At 45.6% G+C, this 6,397-nt stretch carries 4 protein-coding genes; 1 reads left to right on the top strand and 3 read right to left on the bottom strand.

Features of this window, described 5'->3' with window-relative positions:
* The coding region (locus tag AC4II3_RS30550) for a caspase family protein (RefSeq protein ID WP_490722999.1) at window positions 1-1,747 on the bottom strand (1,747 nt) is incomplete at its 3' end.
* 335 nt (window positions 1,748-2,082) lie between these two features.
* Between AC4II3_RS30550 and AC4II3_RS30545 the strand changes: the two genes are divergently transcribed.
* Window positions 2,083-2,685 (top strand): Uma2 family endonuclease, encoded by a 603-nt coding sequence (locus tag AC4II3_RS30545; RefSeq protein WP_488010445.1) that lies wholly within the window; start codon window positions 2,083-2,085, stop codon window positions 2,683-2,685.
* 136 nt (window positions 2,686-2,821) lie between these two features.
* On the opposite strand, the gene AC4II3_RS30540 is transcribed toward AC4II3_RS30545, so the two are convergent.
* Together AC4II3_RS30540 and AC4II3_RS30535 are read right to left on the bottom strand one after the other, a co-directional pair.
* On the bottom strand, window positions 2,822-3,244 hold the full coding sequence (locus AC4II3_RS30540; protein ID WP_488010444.1) for a hypothetical protein: 423 nt from the start codon (window positions 3,242-3,244) through the stop codon (window positions 2,822-2,824).
* A gap of 58 nt (window positions 3,245-3,302) precedes the next feature.
* Window positions 3,303-6,397, bottom strand: a 3,095-nt coding sequence (locus tag AC4II3_RS30535; RefSeq protein WP_488010443.1) for an esterase/lipase family protein, incomplete at its 5' end; no start/stop codon positions are given.

The raw sequence follows: 6,397 nt of genomic DNA, 5'->3' as shown, positions 1-6,397 counted from the left end.
TTTGAGTTAGCGATCGCATTACTCCCCCCAATTCACTATAATCGGCTTGAGTCAACGCCCGGTCAATAGTAATACCCCTATATTGTGCCTCCCGTTGTCGCCTTAAGTATTTCAGATAAAGTTCGCTCAAGGCAAAAGACAGCAGGGGCAATGCTCCGGGCATATCTGCCACTTCATCAATCAATTGTTCTACAAGTTCATGGGTCTGAAAATACATTACCCGTGCTTCTGCGGGTTTCTCGATTGCTTCCTTGAGTTCAGCTCGCGTCATCGCCGGTACAATAAATCGTCTGCTGTGCCAACCCTGTTTAAGCACAGTGTTTCCGACGTTATAGTCTGTGGGGACAAACCTTAAGCCAGCATCCCTGACTTGGGGTTCAAAGTCAGACCGTAGGGATATTACTACCCGTAATTTATCCCCATGGGCATTTATGGCTGTGAGTATCTGTTGGAAAAACGCCTTACGCTGATCTAAGTTTTGACAGAGTGTAATAATTTCTTCGCTTTGGTCAATAAACAGTAATAACTTAGAGTTCGGGTGATTTTTTGCCCAAACATCAATGGTCATTGCCAGGTTATGCTGGGGGTTTTGTGGCTCAACATTAGGTAACTTAGCATCAGTCAGCACATTATTTAATGGTTCCAAGGGCGTCTCACCAGGACGGATGGGTGGCAAAATACACCATTTCTCAGTATTATCTTGCCGTAGTTTGGGAATTAATCCGGTTTTTACCAAGCTAGACTTACCCGAACCGGAAGCACCCAACACCACTGTTAAGGGATTAGCTTTGACAAAATATTCTAACTTTTCTACTAGTAATGTTCTCCCGAAAAACAGTGAACTGTGTTTCTCGTCAAAGGACTTTAAACCGCGATAGGGATTTTGTGACTCATCTAAAGGTGGTGCGGGCGGTAAATTAAGTTCATGTCCGGGAGAAAGAAAGATATACTCGCCTTTATCGTGCTTATTTAAACACCAAATACCGGGGGTTTGTCGTAGACGGCATTTTTCTGTGGAAATTTCGACTCGATTCCGTAAATGTAAATATAATTCGGTGGCTGTAATTACCCCATCTCCAGCCGGTTTACCATTTTTGGCAGGAGGATAGATATCTGCTCCACCTTCGAGGGCTTCTAATAATGCACTAGCAAAAGGGGAATGATTACCGACTTGACCGCGTACGCTATCTAAATTAAAGTTATCTAAAGCCTTTTGGTCAGAAGCTGAGGACGTAATTATTTGCCAGGCTGGGTCACTAATAAAACGCTCGTATCGTTCTTGGTGAATTACTTCTGGTGATGTTAATAATTCCCTAGTACTCGACCAACGGAAAGCACCAGAAAAACAGCAGTCGAGGATACCCAAGAAATGACGACAAGGTAATTTAATTAAACCATCGTGTAACTTGGTCATGGGCAGATAACTATTAGTATCCCCCAGTTTGGCATCTTGAGGAATTAAGTAACCAGCCGGACCATCATCCCCATTGAGGGCGACTCCATGACCAGCAAAGTAAAAGAATAAGCGGTCATTTTCAGTGACTTGTTGGGGTAAGGTATGAAATAAAAATTTGTGGAAGTTGGACAGAGTTGCCACTTCGTCTAAGCATACCCACACTTGGTAATCATGCTTTTGGCGGAGAATTTCAACTAGTTTTTTGGCATCGTTTACGGCGGTGTTCAGGGGGGAAATACCGTTGGTGTAGTTATTGATGCCGATGATAAAGGCGAGATTGCGGGAAAACATGTTATGCTAAAAGCACTTATAAAGATGACTTTAGTACTAGTGATTTGAAGCATCCAATTTTGGCAAATATATGGCAAATATATATTTTTATGTGGGCGGTATAATCACGCTCACACAGCTGAATGGAGTATAGTTTTTCCAAATTGGAATGCTCTCTATTTATTCATCAAGAGAATCTGTTTACTTTATGAAGAGATTATTGTTTTTGTAATAAATCTTTACATATCGCCTTGGCAGACAACCCCATAGGGTCATGGGCGTATATATCTTTCCCCTCTTGCATGCATGCCTTTTTATGCAATCAGCGTGTTTACAACCTAGATACAAACCCTATAATGACCAGGCTACTGATTCAAACCCAAACTGTCCCTGTGATGGTCAATCTTCCAGAGATCATCCCCATGACCCCTGCCCAGTTTTCTGAATTCTGTCTAGCCAATCGAGATCTACGAATTGAGCGCACCGCCAGTGGAGAAGTTGTAATTATGCCCCCAGTCTTTTCCGATACAGGCAATCGGAATCTGAAAATTTCTCAACAATTGGCTAACTGGGCTGATCGCGACGGTACGGGTGAAACCTTTGACTCCAGCACCGGCTTTACCTTGCCCAATGGAGCGATCCGCTCTCCAGATGCCTGTTGGATTAAACTCGAGAGCTGGAATGCCTTAACCGACGAACAGAAAGCTTCCTTTGCTCCCATTTGCCCCGACTTTGTGATCGAGTTACGTTCGGCGAGCGATACACTCAGTGGCTTGCAAGACAAAATGCAAGAATACCTTGACAATGGTACATCACTGGGTTGGTTGATCGACCGCCAAAACCGGAAAATTTACATTTATCGTCCTGATCAAGAACCAGAGATTTTGGACAATCCTGAAACCGTTAGCGGTGCTCCAGAACTGGCGGGGTTTGTGCTAAACATGAGCAAGATTTGGTGATAACTGATAGCTATTAGCTATCAGCTATCAGCTATTAGCTATCAGCTATCAGCTTATGCGCTACGGGAACAGCTAAAGGCTGACCGCTGACGGCTGACGGCTGACGGCTGAATGCTGACCGCTGACTGCTTACGCATCATTGACTTACATTCTCGCTTGGTTGAGTTTCATTACTAGGTTGGATGTCGTTTGATAGCTTTACTATCAACCAACCAATACTAGCTGCTACTAATACCCCAACTACCCCCAAAATCCACCATTGTACTGGTTTGTTTTCTGAAGAATTATTAGTACTATTATTAACCACAGGATTTGCCACAGTAGTAGTTGTACCTGCAAAATCAGAGTTATTTTCTAGGGCTTGAATCACCGCCTGAGAAAGCGCAGTTAACCCCACTGGTTCAGTAAAGTAAACGAAGTGATCGCAGCCGATTTCCTTTATTTTCGGTTGTGGGTTCCGGTCTGAACCTACGCTTTTGATACTTTGTACTGTAACAGCGATATCATTTGGTTGCTCAAAGAAAGCCATAGCTACAGCTTTATCAAATAACGTCTGCATTAGTCGTTGCAAGGGACTAGGGCGTGTCTTCAAACTCTGAGATCCCCCTAAATCCCCCTTAAAAAAGGGGGACTTTGAGTATGGCTCCCCCCTTTTTTAAGGGGGGCTGGGGGGGATCATAATCTTGCGGAAAACTTTGAAAACACGCCCTAGAAGTTTGATTGGCTTCTGCTTTCAGGGCGGCAGGAATAATAGATGTATTACCAGCAATAATTGAGTAAGGTACTTTGGGGTCGGGACTTGCTGCTAATTGTTCCAAGAACTCAGAACCGGGATGCATCTGGTCTAGGGAAATATCAATAGTTTCAATCTCATCAACAAATTTGTTAATAGCCTTAAGCAACATCCCCATCACTGGTACTGGCCAAGTAAATTTTGACAGCCCATTTAAACCGATACTTAAGGTAGCTAATGCCCAATCTTCAACCGTAGACCAAGGGCAACCAGCATTGGGTGTACCTAGCATAATTAAATGCCCAACTACCTGATTACCTCCTTCTCGTTCAATAAACCAACGAGAAACCAACCCTCCCATGGAGTAGGCGACAATGTGAAAAATTTTACCGTGGTTCTCCCCTAACCCTACAGCTTGTAGTCTCTGCTTAAGCCATTTAGCATTCTCTACAATTGAGGTATTTAAATTCTCATAATCATAGGTGAGTACCAGGTCATACAGTTCGGCCAGGGGTTTTTCTGTTCCATCCACCTCAACCTGGGCGGAGCGAAGGCTGGGCAGCAAGCTCTCGGTATCACCAATAATACCGTGTATATAAAGGACTATGCGTTGGGCTTGGGCAACCCGCGACTTGACTTGTTCAACCTTTGTTGTATAGTTGACTGTATAGTTGACCACGCCAGAGCCAGTGACATCCGCTGCTGCTAAGATTGGGTAACTAAAGTCTAGCCCCAGTTGTTGAGACACTACTTTTTGGAAGAAAATTCGGATCGAACCCCCCAAGCTGCGGCTACCTTCACTAATTGGTTCTGTTAACCGTTCCAGTAAAATCTCCGTTTTGCCCTCCGGGGTGGAGCGAGCCCGTCCCAAAGGCAGGAAAAACTCCCCATCGTAGCTAATGGGTAACAGTTGTTCATCACAAGCAAGGGGTCGATCAACAATAAGTTTCAGGGGATTTTTGGGTGTAACGGCTGACGGATTTTCCACCTCAGTTAATTCCAGCGCGCTCAAACCAGGATCCGTTCCCCGACTGCTAGTAAACTCAAAGGACTCAATGCCCGGATGGTCCTCCCGCAGTATCGGTGGTAACATATGATTACCTAAATCCCTGGTTGATTGGGTGAGAGTGGTTAGACGTGCCTTAGCTCTCAATTCGGAATGCGCGTATAGGGTGGAACCTACTCCCAGAAAGACATAGTCATCCCCTCTGGGAATAGGAGTAGTGTCTAGAGGACGCACGGTAGTAATGCTAATTTGGCTAGTTAACCAGTCATCATAGATTTGATCGTCTTTTGGTCTGTTGGGGAGGTCACGAGCTGGAATCCTTTGCATCAAGCGGTTCAGGGTACCATTACCGCGATGGGGTGTAGGCACGGGACGTTGAGGTAGGTCAAGTTTTGGTTGTTCGAGCAAAGTAGCATCAAATTCCGTCGAGCAGACAATCAGTTTGAGAATATCTTTAACTTCCGTAATCCCCGCTTCTTGCCATAGTTGTTGGGGCACCGTAGGACAAATAGGATTTCCGCGATTAACCCAGGCTTCATCTCCCTCTTGCCCCCTTGGTTGCAGCCAAATTCCGCCCCCATCTAACAACCCAGCTGAGACGGCGTAAAAGTCGGTTAAAGCCAGCAGAGCGCAATAAAGCGGCTCATTACTGGTGTTTTTCAGCTTAATTTTCAATGTGGGCGATCGCCACCGGCCATTTTCCTGTCGATATTCCAGGCGAATGTCAGTATCTAGCAAAGGTGACCCATCCTGCTGATAAATCAACATTTCCACCGCATCGGGGCGAATGCGGCTGGTAGCTGGGCTGGCAAGTTCAGCGATAGTCATCCAACGGGTGATATGTTCTAATCGCTGAATCCCCTGCAAGGCAGTGGCATCGCTGTAACCTGAAATGGCAGCCACTAGAGGACGGTCATCCGCTGGTCGTGTAATTAAATAGTTACCGTCACGAGCCAGTAATTTGAACTCGGCAGCTTCAGGGGTTGCCACTTCCCGAACATACAGGGAAGGCTGATTGTGAGCCGTGTTGAGCAGGGTGGTACGGGCTAAATTTACACCAGCTGGTTCTCCTGACAATAAAACCCCTTTCGGTGGCAGAGGCAAACTGGTAATGACTGCTTTCCAGGTCATTTCGGGATCTAAATCCCCAATACCACTAATTTGAACGTTACTCAGCTGCGGCATTACTGCCAAAATTTTTGCCTCACCTACTGCCGTTGAGAGTTGACGTAGTTGCTCTGTAGGGGTGTCAAAGGGAAACAAGGCCAGTATTGTGGTCTCATTCCCAACAGGTTGAGAAATGCCGTGAACTGCTCCACCATCAATCACCCAGTTGTGGTTTTTGTCATAGCAGACAGTAAAGTAGGGTGTATGGTTAGCGATCGCACCGCCCAGAAAAGGTTGGTCTAAATCACTCAACTCCGTAGCTTCGATTTGGGGAGATTGGGCGTCGATCTTACTGCGGACTAGGGCATTGGCACGCTTGAATAAATCCCGATAAGTCAGGCTACCATTGGCTTTGATCAAGGTATCCAGCAAAAAGTAAGAAAACGCACCTCTTGATTGCCCATTGCTGTTGTATTCTTTGGCTGTCTCACTATCTCGACAAGCGGCTAGGACGATATGTTTTCCTGTGGGGAAACTCCAACCACTAGGATTTTTTTCCGGGCTGAGGGCAGCTGATAATTTTTCAGTTTCACTCAAGCAGAAAATAAAACTATCCCAGGGTCGCTGACGTTTGTCGGTGGAAGTTTTACGAATTGCTGTTTCTGCTTCTAGTTCGCCACGGGTGGCAGCACCAGAGTGACAGCAGTCTAAAATAATAACAGTGTGGGGGTTTTTCTCAGCTACCTCAGAAATTAGCTTGGCTAACTCCTTATCTGCCAAGTCCCAACCCCCTTCAGTGCGACTGTCATAACCTAACAGGGGGACAACGAGGCATGAAAGTCTTATGTAGTGAGAGATACAGCAGA

It is taken from the genome of Moorena sp. (assembly GCF_982860115.1).
Note: the sequence above shows the minus strand (reverse complement) of the source record. Positions and strands in the feature narration are given on the sequence as shown.